Annotated in this window: 17 protein-coding genes; 6 read left to right on the plus strand and 11 right to left on the minus strand. The window is 59.0% G+C overall.

What is annotated here, in order from left to right:
- Window positions 1-62: 62 nt before the first annotated feature.
- The 5 genes from BCF11_RS08720 to BCF11_RS08740 form a co-directional block, all read right to left on the minus strand.
- The gene (locus tag BCF11_RS08720) at window positions 63-548 is read right to left on the minus strand and encodes a GNAT family N-acetyltransferase (RefSeq protein WP_098494392.1); all 486 of its coding nucleotides are present in this window, start codon (window positions 546-548) and stop codon (window positions 63-65) included.
- A 125-nt stretch (window positions 549-673) separates the two neighbouring features.
- Entirely contained in the window at window positions 674-1,453 is a 780-nt protein-coding gene (gene phnE, locus BCF11_RS08725; RefSeq protein ID WP_369827845.1) for a phosphonate ABC transporter, permease protein PhnE, read from the minus strand.
- 27 nt (window positions 1,454-1,480) lie between these two features.
- Window positions 1,481-2,455 (minus strand): phosphonate ABC transporter substrate-binding protein, encoded by a 975-nt coding sequence (gene phnD, locus BCF11_RS08730; protein ID WP_098494394.1) that lies wholly within the window; start codon window positions 2,453-2,455, stop codon window positions 1,481-1,483.
- Between the two features lie 66 nt (window positions 2,456-2,521).
- A complete protein-coding gene (gene phnC / locus BCF11_RS08735) occupies window positions 2,522-3,367 on the minus strand; it encodes a phosphonate ABC transporter ATP-binding protein (protein WP_233212424.1) in 846 nt (281 codons plus the stop codon).
- Between the two features lie 185 nt (window positions 3,368-3,552).
- The gene (locus tag BCF11_RS08740) at window positions 3,553-4,293 is read right to left on the minus strand and encodes a transcriptional regulator (protein ID WP_098497393.1); all 741 of its coding nucleotides are present in this window, start codon (window positions 4,291-4,293) and stop codon (window positions 3,553-3,555) included.
- A 120-nt stretch (window positions 4,294-4,413) separates the two neighbouring features.
- Between BCF11_RS08740 and BCF11_RS08745 the strand changes: the two genes are divergently transcribed.
- On the plus strand, window positions 4,414-5,229 hold the full coding sequence (locus tag BCF11_RS08745) for a hypothetical protein (protein WP_143751278.1): 816 nt from the start codon (window positions 4,414-4,416) through the stop codon (window positions 5,227-5,229).
- On the plus strand, window positions 5,226-5,951 hold the full coding sequence (locus BCF11_RS08750) for a sterol desaturase family protein (protein WP_098494397.1): 726 nt from the start codon (window positions 5,226-5,228) through the stop codon (window positions 5,949-5,951). Before BCF11_RS08745 ends, BCF11_RS08750 begins: the two co-directional genes overlap by 4 nt.
- A 21-nt stretch (window positions 5,952-5,972) precedes the next feature.
- Here BCF11_RS08750 and BCF11_RS08755 read toward each other — a convergent pair whose 3' ends face one another.
- From BCF11_RS08755 to BCF11_RS08780, 6 genes are all read right to left on the minus strand, one after another.
- Window positions 5,973-7,043 (minus strand): septal ring lytic transglycosylase RlpA family protein, encoded by a 1,071-nt coding sequence (locus tag BCF11_RS08755; RefSeq protein ID WP_098494398.1) that lies wholly within the window; start codon window positions 7,041-7,043, stop codon window positions 5,973-5,975.
- Window positions 7,044-7,118: 75 nt separating this feature from the next.
- Window positions 7,119-8,231 (minus strand): rod shape-determining protein RodA, encoded by a 1,113-nt coding sequence (rodA, locus tag BCF11_RS08760; protein ID WP_098494399.1) that lies wholly within the window; start codon window positions 8,229-8,231, stop codon window positions 7,119-7,121.
- Window positions 8,232-8,260: 29 nt separating this feature from the next.
- A complete protein-coding gene (mrdA, locus tag BCF11_RS08765) occupies window positions 8,261-10,258 on the minus strand; it encodes a penicillin-binding protein 2 (protein WP_098494400.1) in 1,998 nt (665 codons plus the stop codon).
- Window positions 10,259-10,320: 62 nt separating this feature from the next.
- Entirely contained in the window at window positions 10,321-10,833 is a 513-nt protein-coding gene (mreD, locus tag BCF11_RS08770; RefSeq protein ID WP_098494401.1) for a rod shape-determining protein MreD, read from the minus strand.
- Entirely contained in the window at window positions 10,830-11,840 is a 1,011-nt protein-coding gene (gene mreC, locus BCF11_RS08775; RefSeq protein WP_098494402.1) for a rod shape-determining protein MreC, read from the minus strand. The genes mreD and mreC overlap by 4 nt, the downstream gene beginning before the upstream one ends.
- Before the next feature lie 167 nt (window positions 11,841-12,007).
- The gene (locus tag BCF11_RS08780) at window positions 12,008-13,051 is read right to left on the minus strand and encodes a rod shape-determining protein (RefSeq protein WP_041742639.1); all 1,044 of its coding nucleotides are present in this window, start codon (window positions 13,049-13,051) and stop codon (window positions 12,008-12,010) included.
- Window positions 13,052-13,298: 247 nt separating this feature from the next.
- Between BCF11_RS08780 and gatC the strand changes: the two genes are divergently transcribed.
- The 4 genes from gatC (at window position 13,299) to gatB (ending at window position 17,258) form a co-directional block, all read left to right on the plus strand.
- Entirely contained in the window at window positions 13,299-13,601 is a 303-nt protein-coding gene (gene gatC, locus BCF11_RS08785; protein WP_098494403.1) for an Asp-tRNA(Asn)/Glu-tRNA(Gln) amidotransferase subunit GatC, read from the plus strand.
- Between the two features lie 86 nt (window positions 13,602-13,687).
- The gene (gene gatA / locus BCF11_RS08790) at window positions 13,688-15,154 is read left to right on the plus strand and encodes an Asp-tRNA(Asn)/Glu-tRNA(Gln) amidotransferase subunit GatA (RefSeq protein WP_098494404.1); all 1,467 of its coding nucleotides are present in this window, start codon (window positions 13,688-13,690) and stop codon (window positions 15,152-15,154) included.
- A gap of 16 nt (window positions 15,155-15,170) precedes the next feature.
- Entirely contained in the window at window positions 15,171-15,692 is a 522-nt protein-coding gene (locus tag BCF11_RS08795) for a hypothetical protein (RefSeq protein WP_098494405.1), read from the plus strand.
- 105 nt (window positions 15,693-15,797) lie between these two features.
- Window positions 15,798-17,258, plus strand: coding sequence for an Asp-tRNA(Asn)/Glu-tRNA(Gln) amidotransferase subunit GatB (gene gatB, locus BCF11_RS08800; protein WP_098494406.1), 1,461 nt, complete (start codon window positions 15,798-15,800; stop codon window positions 17,256-17,258).
- The last annotated feature ends 30 nt before the right edge of the window (window positions 17,259-17,288 follow it).

Raw genomic sequence — 17,288 nt, forward strand, 5'->3', positions numbered from 1 at the left:
TTATGCGCCCGAGCAGGGAATTTCTGAAGACCGTCAGAGCGATTCAGCCATCTTTGCCGCAATCATCCGCTGGACTTGGGTACCGGCACCGCCAGGCTGATTCCATGCTGGGTAAAACCAAAATTTTCATAGAAGCGGTGCGCATCCATCCGCTTCAGGTTGGACGACAGCGCAATCTTGTAGCAGCCCGCCTCGCCGGCAATCCGCACCGCATGATCCAGCATCACGTTGCCGATGCCCTGCCCGCGGCTGGCGCGGCTGATCACCACGGCATCCAGCACCGCCTGCCGGGTGCCTTCGTGCGTCAAGCTGCAAAACACCAGCATGCTGAAGGTACCGACTGCGATGCCGTCGGAAAATACCAGATAGGCCCTGAAATAAGGGTAGGTCGCCATCGCCGCCATGATCTTGCGTGCTCCATCCGCATCCAGGGTAGCTGCGCGAGCAGGCGTATCGTCCATCTCGGCCAGCAGGGCTACCAGGGTTGCGGCATCGTCGGCCGTGGCCTGGCGTACCGTCACCTGCGGCGGGGAATGATCGGCAGTCATGCGTCTTAGCTCCGTGGCGAGGTTATGCGAATGGATAGAGACTATACCGAAAATTCCGCAGATGGAAAAATGACGGGGCACCTGCAATCAGGCGCCCCGTCATCGAGAGAAAAGCCAGCGATTATTTAGATAAACAGTTTCCGCATGCGCGACGACACCAGGTCGATCATGCTGACTGCAACCACGATCATGATCAGCACTGCACATGTCTGGGAGTATTCAAAGCTGCGGATCACTTCCCACAGGATGACGCCGATGCCGCCGGCGCCGACCATGCCGACTACCGTCGCCGAGCGCACGTTGGCTTCGAAGCGATACAGCACATAAGAAATCCAGAGCGGCATTACTTGCGGCAGCACACCGTAGACGATTTCTTCCAGGGCGTTGGCGCCGGTGGCACGGATACCTTCGACCGGTTGCGGATCGATGGCTTCCACTGCCTCCGAAAACAGTTTCGATAGCGTCCCGGTAGTGGCGACAAACAGCGCCAGCACGCCGGCAAACGGCCCCAGGCCAACAGCCACCACGAACAGCATGGCAAACACCATTTCATTGATCGCACGTGCCGCATCCATCAAACGGCGCACCGGCTGGTTGACCCAGGCTGGCGCGATATTCGAGGATGCCAGCAAGCCGCACGGGACTGCACAGACCACCGCCAGCGCCGTACCCCAAACCGCAATCTGTATCGTCACCAGCAGCTCTTGCAGATAAGTGCGCCACTCGTGAAAGTCTGGCGGGAAAAAGCTGGCGGCGTAGGTGCCCATGTTGCCGCCGTCGCGCAGCAGTTCCAGCGGGCGCATGTCGGCGCCCTTCCATGAAGCGATCAGGATTGCCAGCAGCACGCCCCAGAACAGCGTCCGGCCGATCGACTGCTTGGGCGGGACCGGAAACGTGGTTTGCATTTTCAAGGGTACGAAACTAGTCATTGCTTAGGATTTGGCCAGGTCGGACAATTTGCGGTTGATGTCGTCAAGCTTGGTTTTCTTTTCGTCGGCGCTCAGGTTCTCGTCGGCTTCCAGCTTGCCTTTTTGCTTGAACAATTCCAGCTGGCGGATAGGATTCAGCTGCACGTTGCTGGATTCGGCAAAGCCGCTGTATTGCAGCTTGGCCAGCTGGGCTTTTTCCTGCGCCGCGTTAGGACCGGTCTTGCCGTAGTTGATGAAGAAATCCTTGATCTTGGCCTTGGTGTCGGCCGGCAGATCCTTGCGCCATACCAGCGGATCGGCAGCGATCAGGGGCGACTTCCAGACGACGCGCACTTCCTTGGCGACGGCAGGCTGACGCTCTTCAACGCGGTCCATGGTGTCGGATGCGAACACGGCGGAATCAAGCTGCTTGTTGGCGACAGCCAGGATGTTGGCTTCGTGATTGGACGTACGGATGGCCTTGAATGCCGTCTTCGGATCGACATTGTTCTTGGCAAAGATATAGTAGTTCGGCAGCAGGAAACCGGAAGTCGAATTCGGATCGCCGATGCCGAAAGTCAGGCTCTTGGAATTCTTCAGGACGTCTTCGATGCTCTTGTACGGGCTGTCCTTCTGCACGCCGACCAGGCTGTAGTAACCCGATGTGCCGTCCGGATTGACGACATGGGCGAACACTTCGCCGCTGGCGCGGTCGACCGCTTCCATGGCCGACTTGTTGCCGAACCAGCCCATCTGCACTTTACCGAAACGCATGCCTTCGATGATGCCGGCGTAGTCGGAGGCAAAGAAGCCATTCACCTTGATGCCGATGCGCTTGCTCATTTCGTCCAATACCGGCTGCCAGTCCTGCTTCAGGTTTTGCGACGATTCAGTGGAGATGATGCCGAAGTTCAGCACCTTGGCGTCGTCGGCATGCGCAGCGGTCGCCGCCAGCATCGCCATGCTCATTGCGACGCCGGAAAATAATTTTGCAAACATGATGTGAAACTCCTGATTAGGATGGATGTGATTGGATAAGCTGGTAAGTGAAAATTGCGCTTGGGTTCAGGCCGCGACCGCCATTGCCGGAATGCTGTCGAACGGCGTCGGTGCTGCGGCGGCCGGCCGGGTCAGGTTGTTGGAGCCACCCAGGATGTCTTCCGCCTCGCTGCCGTACAATTCGCGCAGCATGGCTTCGGTCAAGGCGCTGGACGGGCCGTCGTATACCACCCGGCCTTTGTGCAACGCCACCGTACGCGGGCAAAAACGCAGCGCCACATCGACCTGGTGCAGGGAGACGATGACCGTGCTCTTGTCGCGCTGGTTAACGTCGGCCAATGTTTGCATCACCCGCCGCGCCGACTCCGGATCCAGTGAAGCAATCGGTTCATCGGCCAGCACCACGCGCGCCTTCTGTACGATGGTGCGGGCAATCGCCGCCCGCTGCTGCTGGCCGCCGGAGAGCGCCGAAGCGCGCTTGTAGGCATGGTCGGAGATGCCGACCCGCGCTAGCGCTTCCAGTCCGAGTGCCTTTTCTTCCGCGGTAAACAATTTGAAGCAGCTGCGCCAGAGCGGCATGCGCGACAGGCCGCCGGTCAGGACATTGGTCAAAACCGGCAAGCGGCCGACCAGATTGAATTGCTGGAAAACGAAACCGACATTAGCGCGCACTGCACGGATATTGCGATCGACCAAGCCGTCCTTCTGGACCGGCTGGCCATCGATGGAAATCGTGCCGCCGCTATTATCTGCCGCCATCAATCCGGAAATATGACGCAAAAGCGTTGATTTCCCCGAACCTGACGCGCCGATCAAGGCCACCATTTCGCCTTGCGCAAAACGCAGGCTGACATTGTCCAGAGCCCGGAAGCCGCCGCGGAACGTCTTTGACAAACCTTTGATTTCGACCATGATTGTTACCGCCATTACGCTTTTGAATGGCCGAAGTATTGCGGTCTAATATGTCAGGCGTATGAAAGTTTTATGACCATTCGATTACAAAACGAAAAAATGTAGACAATCTACAACCTGTGTTTTGGCTGTTTATGTCGTTTAAAAACCGCTCTTTTGCATGGAAAATAGCTTACCTGGCACAGTCATTTTGTCCCACGCCGTAACTTGGTGAAACCGGCCGGCTCCCATTCCCGCATCGCCAGCAGCATGCCGCTGCCGCGCCGCTTGGCTAAGGGCGAAGCCAGACTTTCCTCGTGGAGCTCAGCGAATTTCAGGCGGACCTGACGCAGTTCGGCCTGCATTTTGACGATCGCAGCTTCTGTCAGCATGCCATTGGAAAACGTCAGCGACTCATCTGCCTGGCTGAATCCGCTATCCAGAAAATCGACCAGGCCTTGCTGCAAAAAATATCCGCGGATCGGCCCCTGCGGAATCCAGTCGAAATCTCGCGCCACGTTGAGCCGGATCCGGTTGCCTGGCAACAAAGTAATCAAACGCAGCCGGTCCAGCCGCAGCAGTGATTGCAGGCATTCCGCTTCGCTCAGCCGATAAGTCGCCAGGATGTCTTGCAGCGTCCAATGGTTCAGCGCACAGGCGGCGACCAGCAGTAACTTGGGATCCGATACCAGCTCCTGTTCCTGCGCGGCGCTCAGCACCCGCAATCTCAGTTCGCCGGCACTGGCAGTCTGCGCCAGTTCCGCCAGCGTAAAACCGAGCATATTACTCAGTTGCACCAGGCGCTCGACAGCGAATCGCCCCGAAGCAAACATGCGCTTCACGCTCGCTTCCGACAAGCCCAGTTCCAGCGCGACATCGCGATAGGTTTTGCCTTGCAGCTTCAATTGCAGCTTGAGGGTGGCAATGAGTTGCCTGGCTTCTGTCATGATGTGGAGCATCGAAATTCGATACTTTCCTGTATGAGATTTGATACTTATCCCACAAAAGTACCATTAAATCCAATACTGCGGCAATCTGCGAGCACATCGCAATCAGAGAGATCTATTTTGAGACGCTTGCTTGTCTACCTGCCCACGCTGACCACATTGACAATTACCGGCCTGTTTTTGCTGCACGGTCCGATTGTCCAGCTAGCGCATTACAACGAATTTGCCGATCAATCCGTGTTCATCGGAGTACCGCATGCCGCCGATGTGTTCTCCAATCTCGGTTTCGCAATAGTCGCCATCTGGGGCCTGCTCAACTTATGGCCGCTACGCCGGCATGCCGCTCTGGATGCCGGCTGGCTCGGCTATCACCTGTTTCTGATCGGCTTGTTGCTGACTGCGCTGGGTTCCGCTTTCTATCACCTGGCGCCGGATAATGCGCGGCTGGTATGGGACCGGCTGCCGATCGCCCTGGCTTGCGCCGGCTTGCTGGCCGGCGTCAGGGCCGAGACCGTCGGCAGCCACAACGGCAAGGCAGGGATGGCTCTGTATGCAATCTGCGCGTTGTTCAGCATCGCCTGGTGGTGGGTAAGCGATCGCCACGGCGCCGGCGATCTGCGGCCTTATCTTCTGCTGCAGGGCTTGCCGCTTATCCTGATTCCGCTCTGGCAGTGGATTTACCGTGCCCCTGCCAGCGATCGCCTGGCCTTTGACATCGCCCTGCTGCTATATCTCGCGGCAAAGATTGTTGAAATAAACGATCACCAGCTGTTTGATCTTCTCGGCGTAATCAGCGGCCACACATTGAAGCATTTGCTGGCAACCGCCGCCGCAGGCGTACTGGTCTTGCGACTGCGCCAGCGTACCCGGGAATCACCCGATTCCATCTCCAGCGACAGCTCAATCTATAACCCAGTCAGGAGACCGTTTTCATGATCAGCATTATCTTGATTATTTTTGTCGCTTGTTTTGTATGTGAGCGCATGGCCCCGGGATGGCGCCTGCCTGAAGTGAGAACATGGCCTTTGCGAGTACTGCTTGTCAATGCAGTCCAGCTAGCCGTGGTTTTGCTGGCAGGGATGACTTGGGAGAAATGGCTGGTTGCGAGCTCGATATTTCATCTGTCTCATTTTGTTTCGCCTGCGGCCGGTGGCTTCATCGCCTATTTCATTGCCACTTTCATCTTCTACTGGTGGCATCGCTGGCGCCATGAACATGATTTCCTGTGGCGCGGATTTCATCAGATACACCATAGCCCGCAGCGGCTTGAGGTGATCACCTCGTTTTACAAACACCCCGTGGAAATGATCGTCAACTCGGTCATCGGCAGCCTGCTGGTCTACTCGCTGCTCGGCTTGTCTCTGGAAGCCGGGGCAATCTATACCTTCTGCACCGCTATTGGGGAATTTTTCTATCACACCAACATCAAGACGCCGCGCTGGGTAGGACTGGTTTTCCAACGTCCGGAAATGCACAGGATTCACCACCAGCATGGCCGTCACAAGAACAACTACGGCGACATCACCTGGTGGGACATGCTATTCGGTACTTATGAAAACCCCAGGGAGTGGACTGGGACGTGCGGCTTTGACGACGACAAGGAACAGCAGCTACTCGCCATACTGGCTTATCGCGACGTTCACAAAATCAAGGAATGATGGCGCGCCACAGGCAACAACCTAGCGCTGCACCACAATCGGATTGACGCTGGCGCGCTGGCGGATCTGCTGCAAGATGCTGTCGGCATCGGAACGGCTGGAATATGGCCCGGCATACAGGCGGTACAGGCCGTTGACCGCAACGCTGTTGAGGGAGTCGACCAGGCCGGACAATTCCTGCATCAGGCGGCTGCGGGCGCTGTCCGCATTGGCTTGCTGTGCATAAGCGCCAAACTGCAGGTAGAACCCGCTGGCCAGCGTATTGTTGCCGTCGCTTTGCGCTGAGGGCGGATCAAGCAGCAACGGCTGCGCCGTCAAAACCGGCATATCCACCGATTCGGTAACCACGTTGGCTGATGCCGTGGCGTCCCTGCGCGGTTCAGGCTGAACCGGCGCCGCCGGCGTACCGTTCTGCCGCTGCTTGTTGAGCGCGATGATATCTGCCGGCAGCAAGCGCTCCACTTCCAGCTGGCCGCTACCGCTGCCGAGATAGCCCAGCTTCAGCGCCGCAGTGTAGGACAGATCGATGATGCGGCTGGAATGAAATGGTCCGCGATCGTTGACCCGCACGATCACCTGGGCGCCGGTTTTCAGATTGGTCACCCGGGCATAGGAAGGAATCGGCAGGGTCGGATGCGCCGCCGTCATCTTGTACATATCGTACAGTTCGCCCGACGATGTCTTTTGATTATGGAATTTCTTGCCGTACCAGCTGCCGGTGCCGCGTTGCTTGAACGGCTGGTCGTCGGTCAGCGGCGTATAGGTCTTGCCAAACACGACATACGGCTTGTTGCCGGTGCGCGAATACGGCTCGATCGTGGGCACCGCATCCGGCACGTCCAGCAGCCCCTCAGGCGTGACATCGCCCGGGCCGTCGTCCTTGTAGTAGCCGCCGCGGCCGGAGCCTGCAGCAGGCAGCGCCGGCCCGCCACGAACGCCTGCGCTCGTCTTGGCAGGCGATGCCGAGGACGAAGGCGCTTTCGGCGCGCTGCCGCAGCCGGCCAGGATCAGCGCCGCCAGCAGTACGCTGGAATAAGCGATTACGCGGTAGTTAGCGCTCACCCTGTGTTCTCTGCCCTGCTTGCCTAGCATGCACTCTCCCTAAGATTTCGATGGCCATTGCACAGCAGTAATGGACCTGGCTCCAAGCATACAAGTTCAACCATGCTATGTCTGTATCAGTTTTCGATGACGCTGAATGCTCATCAGGATACCGGCCCCCAGGCCCAGGGTAACCAGCGCCGTGCCGCCATAGCTCATGAACGGCAAAGGTACGCCAACCACTGGCAAAATGCCGCTGACCATGCCCATGTTAACAAACGCATAAGTAAAGAAAATCAGTGTGATGGAGCCTGCCAGCAGGCGCGTGAACATGGTCGGCGCGTTGACCGCGATCATCATGCCGCGGCCGATCAGCAGCATGTACAGGAACAGCAGGACGCCGTTGCCGAGCAGGCCGAATTCCTCGGAAAATACCGCAAAGATGAAGTCGGTGGTGCGTTCCGGAATGAATTCCAGATGCGCCTGCGTGCCTTTCAGCCAGCCCTTGCCAAAGATGCCGCCGGAGCCGACTGCGATAGTCGACTGGATGATGTGGAAGCCTTTGCCGAGCGGATCCGAGGTGGGATCGATCAGCATCATCACGCGCTGCCGCTGGTAATCGTGCAATACCGACCACAGCACCGGCAAGCTGGCGCCGACCGCCACCGCCAGGCCGATCAGCACGCGCCAGGACAGGCCGGCCAGGAAGATCACATAAAAGCCCGCCGCCAGCACCAGGGTGCCGGTGCCCAAGTCCGGCTGGCGGATGATGAGGCCGACCGGCAACACCAGCAACAGCGCCGCCACCAGGTAATCGCGCCAGGTGATCATGCCTTCGCGTTTCTGGAAATACCAGGCCAGCATCAGCGGCATGGCGATCTTCATGATTTCTGACGGCTGGATGACGACGCCGAAATTGATCCAGCGGCGCGAGCCCTTCTTGACGATGCCGAACAAGGCTACCGCGATCAGCAGGGCCACCCCTATCGTATAGATCGGTACCGCGAAGCGCATCAGGGTCTGCGGCGGCACATTGGCGGCAACCCACATGATGACGAACGCCACCAAGATGTTGCGCAGCTGGTCTTCCACCCGGCCGGGAAAATCGATGCCGGCCGAATACAGCGTAACGATACCGACCGCCAGGATCAGGAAAATGATCAGCGACAGCGCCGCATCGAACACCACGACATGGGATTTGATGCTGCGCAGCCACGCATGCTTGTCGCCAAGGCTCATATTGCTGCTTTCAATTCGGTGCCCATCTGTTACTCCCGATTTCCCGGGGTTGCTTCACCCGGCTTGTAGCTGTCGTCAGAACCGTCGGTTGGTTTCACGTCGGTTGGCGCCGGCCCCAGATCCTCGTCCGCTGCGGCCGGCGAGGTAACCGGCGCGGCTATCTTATCGTTATCGCCAGGCCGCTTGCGCAGCAAATAGAAATCCAGGGCCTTGCGCGCAATCGGCGCCGCCGCCGCCGCGCCGAAGCCGCCGTTTTCGACAATTACGGCCAACGCGATACGCGGCTTGTCGGCTGGGGCAAAGGCGGTGTACCAGGCATGGTCGAGCTGGCGCGAGGTCAGCTTCTTGGCGTCGAATTTCTCACCCTGCTTGATGCTGACCACCTGCGCGGTTCCGGTCTTGCCGCCCGAATCATAACCGGCGCCGGCAAACACCTTGGCGCCCGTGCCTTCACGCGTAACGCCGACCATGGCCTTCTTGATGAAGTCGACGTTTTCCTGCTTCAGCGGAATCCGGTAGCTTTCCTTCGGCACCGTCTGGGTGTGCTGGCGCGTCACGCCGTCTTCGAGGATTTTGACCAGATGCGGCTTCATCACGATGCCGTCGTTGACCAGGGTCGCCACCGCGTGCGCCATCTGCAAAGGCGTAAAGGAATTGAAGCCCTGGCCGATGCCGAGCGAAATAGTATCGCCGCCTACCCACTTCTGCGCCGCCACACGTTTGTAATACTTTCGCTTCCAGTCGGTCGACGGCAGCAGGCCGCGCTGCTCATGTTCGAGATCGATGCCGGTCAGCTGGCCGAAGCCGAACGGCTTCATGAAATCATGGATGGTGTCGGGTCCAAGATCGTTGGCCAGCATGTAGTAATAGGTATCGCAAGACACCACGATCGACTTGTACATGTCGACCCGGCCATGGCCGCCGACCTTGTCGTCGCGGAACTGGTGGCCGCCCAGCATGAAGTAGCCGACGTCGTTGATCGCAAATGCAGGCGTGCGCTTGCCCAGTTCCAGCGCCGCCAGCGCCATGAAGGGCTTGTAGGTGGAGCCGGGGGCGTAGCTGCCGCTCATCGGCCGGTTGATCAGCGGATGGTCGGGCGAGTTGTTCAATTCGTCCCAGCTTTGCTGGTCGATGCCTTCCACGAACAGATTGGGATCGAATGAAGGCTGCGACACATACGCCAGCACGTCACCGGTGGAAGGCTCGATCGCCACCAGCGCGCCGCGGCGGTTGCCGAAAGCTTCTTCCACCACCTTCTGCAATTCGATGTCGATCGACAGGATCAGGTTATCGCCCGGCGTCGCCGACACGTGCGACATGCTGCGCACCGCCCGGCCGCTGGCGGCGATTTCGATTTCTTCGTAGCCAGTAGTGCCGTGCAATTGCTTTTCATAGCTCTTTTCCAGGCCATCCTTGCCAATGTAGCTGGTGCCCTTGTAGTTGGCGGCGTCGTCGCTGTCGTCGATGCGGTCGGCATCCTTCTGGTTGATGCGGCCGATATAGCCGATCACGTGCGCCGCCACTTCGCCCAGCGGGTACTGGCGGAACAGGCGCGCCTGCACATCGATGCCGGGAAAGCGATAACGCTGGGCGGTGAAGCGCGCCACCTCCTCATCGCTCAGGCGGGTGCGGATCGGCAGGCTGGCGAAGCTCTTGGAGTCTTCCAGCAATTTCTTGAAGCGGCGCCGGTCTTTCGGAGTGATGCTGACCACTTGCGCCAGTTCATCGATCACGGGATCGAGGTCGCCCCTGATTTTCGAACGGGTGATTTCCAGCGTGTAGGCGGAATAATTGCGGGCCAGGATGACGCCGTTGCGGTCCATGATCAGGCCGCGGTTAGGCACCACCGGCACCAGCGAAATACGATTGTCTTCAGCCTGGGCGGCGTAGGCGTCGTGGCGCACCACCTGCAGCCAGACAAAACGCGCGCTCAGCAAGCCAAAGCAGAGCAGTACAAACGCGATGGCTGCAGAAATCCGCAAGCGGAAATTCCGCAGTTCGCGTTCGGTGTTTTTAAATTCAGTCATTGATATGTCGGCGCCGGGTCAGCAACAAATCCGCATTGGCCGCAGCGGCCGCAGCAGCAAAATTAGATTGGGCGATTATCATCGCGATCGACTGCGCGCCGCTGCGGGGCCAGCAGCAGCCACACCACCATCGGCCACAAGGCCATGCTGACAAAGCTCTCGGAAAAATACAGCCAGCCGGGAAACTTGCCGCTGACAAGCGTGCGGATCACCAGCTGTATCACCTGCGTCAACAGCATCAGGGGCAGCACGTGCAAGGCCTGGACGCCGACCGAGAACCACAGCACCCGGCGATGGATCATGATCGCGAAATAGGACAGCAAGGTATACGCCAGCGCATTCTGGCCGAGCAGCGTGGCCTCATGCACGTCCATCAGCAAGCCCATGCAAAAGGCGATGCCGATGCCGATCTTGCGCGGCTGATGAATGCTCCAGAACACCAGCGCCAGCGCGACGAAATCGGGCACGCCAGGCCATTGGCCCCAGGGCAGCAAGTTGAGCAGGAAGGCCAGCAGCAAGGTCATCGCAATGAACAGCGGATTGGCCGGCAATAGAATGTAATGTGGACGCATCATCGGACGCCAGCTCCTTGCGGATTTTTACGGGCCGCTTCCGGATTACTTTCCTTGCCGGCATCTTTCGCAGCGTCCCTGGTCTTGTCGCGGGTGCTCTCGGTCAGGCGGCGCTTGCTGAGGATATCGGCTTTGCTGTTGGGAACGGCGGCTTCATCGTCCGGACGCACGATCGGATTCGGATCGACCAGCAAGATCAGCAATTGCGTATGACGGTCAATGCCCGCCACCGGTTCGCACACGATATGCGCAAAGGCGTCGGCCGACTTGGTTTCAACCTGTATCACCTTGGCGACTGACAGGCCGGCCGGATAGACGCCGTCGATGCCGGAGGTCACCAGCAGATCGCCCTTCTGGATATCGGCGTTGGACGACATGAAACGCAGGTCCAGGTAACCGGACTGGCCGCGGCCATAGGCGACGCTGCGCAAGCCGTTGCGCAGCACCTGCACCGGAATCGCCTGGTCCTTGTCGGTCAGCAGCGTGACTTCGGAAGTGAATGGGAAGACGCGCGTGACCTGGCCGACGATGCCGGCATCGTCGATCACCGGCTGGCCGGTAGCGACGCCGTGCTGCGAACCACGGTCCATGATGACTTTGCGGGCGAACTGGTCGCGGGCGTCGTACAGGATTTCACTCATGACCGACTTCACCGGCAAGCGCTGCTGCGCGCCAAGCAGTTTGCGCAGCTGCGCATTTTCCGCCGCCAGCTGCTGCGCCTGCTGCAACTGCTGCGCGCGCTCACCCTGTTTGCTGCGCAATGCCTGGTTTTCTTTTTCCACCGTCGACAGTGAAGAAAAATAATCGATCACGCGATTGCTGGCGTCGCGCGGCACCAGGGCCACCATCTGCAAGGGATAGAGCGCGGTGCCTACCGCCTGCCGCAGCAGCAGCAGAGCGTGTACTTTCGAATCGGCAATCAGCAGCGCCAGCGCCATCAGCGTGCATATCACCGCCTTGGCGCGGGCCGAAGCGCCTTGCTTGAATAGGGGTGGTGGACTGTATTCCATCAGTAATGGACAGATTCTGTTTTGTCGGTGACTGTCGGCAGCAGCTGGTTCATGCTGATACCGTAGATGTGACAACGGGTCGTATGCACTGGTGCACCGACCCGGTTGCCGTTACCCACCCTCATGATCAAGCTGAAGAGGTTGGGCAAGCGTCGCATCAGCCTGGATTACTCGTAAGAAAAGATCGAGCCCAGCTTGTCCATCCGTTCCAGCGCCATGCCCGAACCGCGCACCACGCAGGTCAGCGGGTCTTCGGCCACAATCACCGGCAAGCCGGTTTCTTCCATCAGCAGGCGATCCAGATCGCGCAGCAGGGCGCCGCCGCCAGTCAGCATCATGCCCTTTTCGGCGATGTCGGCGCCGAGTTCCGGCGGGGTCTGTTCCAGCGCGTTCTTGACGGCCGAAACGATGTTGTTGAGCGGATCGGTCAGGGCTTCCAGGATTTCGTTGCTGGAGATGGTAAACGAGCGCGGAATGCCTTCCGACAGGTTGCGTCCCTTGACTTCCATTTCACGCACTTCCGAACCCGGGAAGGCGGAACCGATTTCCTTCTTGATCGCTTCCGCGGTCTGTTCGCCGATCAGCATGCCGTAGTTGCGGCGGATGTAATTGACGATAGCTTCGTCGAACTTGTCGCCGCCGACCCGTACCGAACCCTTGTAGACCATGCCGCCCAGCGAAATGATGCCGACTTCAGTGGTGCCGCCGCCGATGTCGACCACCATCGAACCGGTAGCGTCCGAGACTGGCAGGCCGGCGCCGATGGCAGCGGCCATCGGTTCTTCGATCAGGAACACCTGGGAGGCGCCGGCGCCCAGCGCGGATTCGCGAATCGCGCGACGTTCCACCTGGGTCGAGCCGCAAGGCACGCAGATGATGATGCGCGGCGACGGCTTGAACAGCTTGGTGTCGTGCACCATGCGGATGAATTGCTTGAGCATCTGCTCGGTGACGGTGAAGTCGGCAATCACGCCGTCTTTCATCGGGCGAATCGCCTCGATGTTGCCGGGAACCTTGCCCAGCATCTGTTTTGCTTCGCGGCCGACCGCCTGAATTGTCTTCTTGCCGTTAGGGCCACCTTGCTGCCGAATCGCAACAACCGACGGCTCGTCCAGGACAATACCTTGATCGCGCACATAAATCAGCGTATTCGCGGTACCCAGGTCAATCGCCAGGTCGTTCGAAAAGTAACTGCGTAAAAATCCAAACATGAATTGTTCCAATGCGCAACAATGATGCGCTCAAACGTTTTTTAGGGGGGTGTCTAGTATCCGGCGCATGGTAAAGATCTATTACCTGCCGCATGGACGCAACATTCTACCTTATAATTTGACTCAACTTAGGGCGTATAGCGCTCAAAATGCTTGCTTTTTACAAAAATCCGAGAAGTTTTTCGCAAGCAAACCGTTTATTTTTTAACCACACTAGCAGCCGCGCCCCGAAGCGCGATCGAAAATCATGTCATTAGCCCTTTCCGACGTTAAGCGCATTGCCAATTTGGCACGCCTCGAACTCACCGAAGACCAGGCCGCCTCCACGCTGGACAAACTGAACGGTATTTTTTCGCTGGTGGAGCAGATGCGCGCGGTGGACACCACCGGCATCGAGCCGCTGAGCCATCCGATTGCGGCGATCCGCCAGGATCTATCGCTACGCTTGCGCGACGATGAGGTGACCGAGCCGAACCGGCGCGAGGAGTATCAAAAGATGGCCCCGGCCACCGAAGACGGCCTGTATCTGGTGCCCAAAGTCATCGAATAAACCTCTACGCGCCTGCTTGCGGCAAGCTCGGCTTGCCGCCCTCGGCCTGACGGGCTGTCCCGCAAAGTTAACAGTTAGAAATATTTATGCATACCAAAACACTCAAGCAATTGTCGGTGCTGCTGCACGAAAAGAAAATTTCCGCCGAGGAACTGGCAAAACTGTACCTGGCCAGGATCCAGCAAAGCGACCTGAATGCTTTCCTGCATGTCGACCAGGAACTGACGCTGCAACAGGCGCGCGCCGCCGACCAGCGCCTGGCGCAAAACGGCGGCACGCCGCTGACCGGCGTGCCGATCGCGCACAAGGATATTTTCGTGACGCGCGGCTGGCGCGCGACGGCCGGTTCGAAGATGCTGGAAAACTACACCAGCCCGTTCGACGCTACCGTGGTGGAGCATTTCAACAACGCCGGCATGGTCAACCTCGGCAAGCTGAACTGCGATGAATTCGCCATGGGTTCCTCCAACGAAAACTCGTATTTCGGCGCGGTCAAGAATCCCTGGGACAAGACAGCGATTCCGGGCGGCTCCTCCGGCGGTTCCGCCGCTGCAGTAGCAGCACGCCTGACGCCAGCCGCCACCGCCACCGACACCGGCGGCTCGATCCGCCAGCCGGCATCGCTGTGCGGTGTGACCGGCATCAAGCCTACCTATGGCAGCGTGTCGCGCTTCGGCATGATTGCCTTCGCCTCGTCGCTGGACCAGGCCGGCCCGATTGCTCAAACCGCGGAAGACTGCGCCCTGCTGCTGAACGCCATGACCGGTTTCGATCCGCGCGATTCGACCAGCCTGGAACGGCCCAAGGAAGATTTCAGCCGCGATCTTGAGAAAGATCTGAAAGGCTTGCGCATCGGCATCCCGCGCGAATATTTCAGCAGCGGCCTGGCGCCGGATGTCGAGCAGGCGGTGCGCGCGGCGCTGGCCGAATACGAAAAGCTGGGCGCCACCCTGGTCGACATTTCGCTGCCGAAAACCGAACTCTCGATCCCAGTCTATTACGTGATCGCACCGGCCGAAGCATCGTCCAACCTGAGCCGCTTCGACGGCGTCCGCTACGGCCACCGCGCCGCCGATTACAAGGATCTGGCCGACATGTACAAGAAGTCGCGCGCGGAAGGTTTCGGCGAAGAAGTGAAGCGCCGCATCCTGGTCGGCGCCTATGTGCTGTCGCACGGCTACTACGACGCTTACTACCTGCAGGCGCAAAAGATCCGCCGCCTGATCGCCGAGGATTTCCAGAATGCGCTGAGCGGCCCGAACCGTCAGTGCGACGTCATCATGGGACCGGTATCGCCGACCGTGGCCTGGGACCTGGGCGCCAAGGCCAACGATCCGGTCGCCAACTACCTGGCAGACATCTACACGCTGTCGACCAGCCTGGCGGGATTACCTGGCATGTCGATACCGTGCGGCTTCGGCCAGGGCGAGAAAAATGCGCGGCGCCCGGTCGGCCTGCAGATCATCGGCAACTACTACGATGAAGCCAAGCTGCTCAACGTCGCGCACCAGTTCCAGCGCGTCACCGACTGGCACCAGCGTACGCCTGGCTGAAAAAGCGAGCCGCGCCATGCCATCGATTTTACGGAAAAATGTCAGTCGCCATGGCAGCCTGCTGCTATTTATCCTGACTGCGGCGCTGCTGGCGCCGCTCAGCCAGGCGCAGCAATTGCAGACCAAGTTCGGCTGCAACCTGACGCGCAATGAAGATGGTGAAAAAGTGATTTACGGCGACACCGGCGAGTTCAGGCTGGATGGCGAGCGCATCGAAGCGTTGCGCTGGGAATCGGCGCTGTACCGGCCGACCCACGGCTTTGAATGCAGCGTCGACACCAGCGACGATCCGCAAGCCGAAGTTGAACACGATGGCGATAAAAGCAATTGGCGCATCACTTTGAAAGATCCAGTCGCCGCTCGTCATCAGCGCGGCTACGATTTTTATAATCACGGCATGAATTGCAGCATCCGGCTGCAGCGCGATGGCGACAAATTGCACGTGATACCGAGCTGCCCGGCGCTGTGCGGCTCAAGAGGAAATTTTACGGAACTGTCGGTAAATCTGAAAACCGGCGAGTGTAGTTATCCAGGCTAATTGCGGGACAGAGCCGCTCGGGTAGAGTTTATGAGCCGCCGTAGCGCGGCGAATTACACTCTCCGTGCGACTCTGTCCTCAACTGAATTAAATGAGGAAATAATTATGCAGTGGGAAGTCGTTATCGGTCTGGAAACGCATACGCAACTCTCGACCAAGTCAAAAATATTCAGCGGCGCCTCGACCCAGTTCGGCGCTGAAGCCAACACCCAGGCCAGTCCGGTCGACCTGGCGTTACCCGGCGTACTGCCGGTGCTGAACCGCGGCGCGGTGGAACGCGCGATCCAGTTCGGCCTGGCGGTGAATGCGAAGATCGCTCCGCAGTCGATCTTCGCCCGCAAAAATTACTTCTACCCCGACCTGCCCAAGGGCTACCAGATCAGCCAGTTTGAAATCCCGGTGGTCCAGGGCGGCAAGGTTTCCTTCATGCTGGAAAAAGACGGCAAGAGCGAGCTGCGCACCGTGCAGCTGACACGTGCCCATCTGGAAGAAGACGCCGGCAAATCGCTGCATGAAGATTATCAAGGCATGAGCGGCATCGACCTCAACCGCGCCGGTACGCCATTACTGGAAATCGTCACCGAACCGGACATGCGCAGCGCCGCCGAAGCGGTGGCCTATGCCAAGGCATTGCACTCGTTGGTGATGTGGCTGGGAATTTGCGACGGCAACATGCAGGAAGGCTCCTTCCGTTGCGACGCCAACGTTTCGGTGCGCCCGCTCGGCCAGGCTGCTTACGGCACCCGCAGCGAGATCAAGAACCTTAACTCTTTCCGCTTCCTGGAAGAGGCCATCAACTACGAAGTACGGCGCCAGATCGAAGTGATCGAAGACGGCGGCAAGGTGGTCCAGGAAACCCGCCTGTACGACCCCGACAAGAAAGAAACGCGCTCGATGCGCAGCAAGGAAGATTCGCAGGATTACCGCTATTTCCCGGATCCGGATTTGCCGCCGCTGGTGATCGCCGCGGAATGGGTGGAGCGCGTGCGCGCCACCATGCCGGAACTGCCGGACGCCATGCGCGAACGTTTCGTGCGCGAGTTCGGCCTGTCGGAATACGATGCCGCGGTGCTGACACAATCGAAAGCCATGGCCCGCTACTTTGAAGCAGTCACGATCAAGGCTGGCAAGGAACAGGCCAAACCTGCCGCCAACTGGCTGATGGGCGACCTGTCCTCGGCACTAAACCGGGAAAATGTCGACATCGCGCAAGCGCCTGTCAGTGCTGCCCAGCTGGCTGTGCTGCTGCAGCGCATTGCCGACGCCACCATCTCCACCAAAATTGCCAAGGAAGTGTTTGCGGCGATGTGGGATGCCAAAGCGGCACAAGAAAACCTGGCTGACGAGATCATCGAAAGCAAGGGCCTGAAGCAGATTTCCGACAGCGGCGCGCTGGAAAAAATCATCGATGAAGTGCTGGCCGCCAACGCCAAATCCGTCGAAGAATTCCGTGCCGGTAAGGAAAAGGCCTTCAACGCCCTGATCGGCCAGGCCATGAAAGCCACCAAGGGAAAAGCCAATCCGGCGCAGCTGACCGAGCTGCTGAAACAGAAACTGACAGCGTAAAAGCTGCAGGCAAAAAAACGGCTGGCGCTC

It is taken from the genome of Collimonas sp. PA-H2, from assembly GCF_002564105.1.
Classification (GTDB): Bacteria; Pseudomonadota; Gammaproteobacteria; order Burkholderiales; family Burkholderiaceae_D; genus Collimonas.